The sequence below is a fragment of the Brasilonema bromeliae SPC951 genome (genome assembly GCF_012912135.1).
Classification (GTDB): Bacteria; Cyanobacteriota; Cyanobacteriia; order Cyanobacteriales; family Nostocaceae; genus Brasilonema; species Brasilonema bromeliae.
Map to the genome: position 1 here is coordinate 1 of NZ_QMEB01000430.1, position 1300 is coordinate 1300.

Here is a 1300-nt window from a genome sequence, read left to right on the forward strand (position 1 = left end):
CCCTTACACCCCCACTCCCCTATTCCCCTAGTTCTGGTCACAAAAGCCGTAATAGTTCAAAACTTAGCTAGGCGATAACTGCCAATCTTTGAAACAACAAATAAACTCTATAAACTGCTGCATGAGTTTTGGATTACGCCATCCCTTTGCTGTTTCATCTACCATCACAGCAAGGGCTTCTTCTGGCGTGAAAGCTCTTTTATATGGTCTTTCATTAATCAAAGCATCAAAAATATCTATTACCTGAAATACTTGCGCTAAATAAGGAATATCATCTTTTATAAGTCCATCAGGATAGCCTGAGCCATCCCAACGTTCGTGGTGATGGCGGATAATGGGAATTACACCCCGCATACTGCGTAGTGGCTGGCAGATTTTTTCTCCAATCAAAACGTGTTGCTTCATAATATCCCACTCTTCGGCAGTGAATTTGCCTTTTTTGAGCAGCACTGCGTCGGGAATACCCACTTTACCGATGTCATGAAGAAATCCTCCCCACATCAAATCCCGAATTTGGTTGCGTGTGAGATTGAGATGTTCTCCAAAAGTTTTCCCCAAATGTACCAAACGTTCGCAGTGGTTACCAGTATTAGGATCACGACTTTCAATTGCCCTTGCAATGGAAAACAGCACTTGTTCGGCGTGATCTAAGTCTTCATTCAAACGCTTTTGTGTTATCAAAGATTTTACTCGCGCCGCTAACTCTACACGGTCAAAGGGTTTGGTGAGAAAATCATCTGCCCCAGTTTCAATTCCTCGAATGCGCGATCGCCTGTCATTTAAAGCAGTAATGAAAATTACAGGAATGAGTCTGGTATGTTCATTCTGCTTAAGTAACTCGCACACCTGATATCCATCCATTTCTGGCATCATCACATCCAATAAAATCAAATCTGGTTGTTTCTGTATTACCAGCTTTATCGCCGTATAACCACTGTCTGCTTCTATGACTTGGTAACCTTCCATTGCCAAAAGGGCGACAGCAGTCATTCGACTGGCAGCATGGTCATCTACTACCAAAATTCTTGGCACATCTGAATCAAAGCTATTCACTGTCGAACCCTGATTTTGTACCGTCTTAGAGACGAATAAATCATGAGTCTCACTAACAAGAATATTCGTTAACAAAGGTGCGATTTGTGTTTGTTGTTGCATCATGCCCCTTGGCTCTAGCCAATGAATAATTTTATGCTTTTTTGCTTAACAAGGCATTTTTTTTAAACAAGTGATATTAGATTTTTTTATTGTATACTTTAGTTTTTTGTTATATCATCAAGTAACTCCTGTTGAAAATGTTAAC

At 40.5% G+C, this 1300-nt stretch carries 1 protein-coding gene; it reads right to left on the minus strand.

Going from position 1 to position 1300, the window contains the following annotated elements; genetic code table 11:
* Positions 1 to 63 precede the first annotated feature (63 nt).
* Complete coding sequence (locus tag DP116_RS28275) at positions 64 to 1155, minus strand: HD domain-containing phosphohydrolase (protein ID WP_422614221.1); 1092 nt, start codon at positions 1153 to 1155, stop codon at positions 64 to 66.
* Positions 1156 to 1300 lie beyond the last annotated feature (145 nt).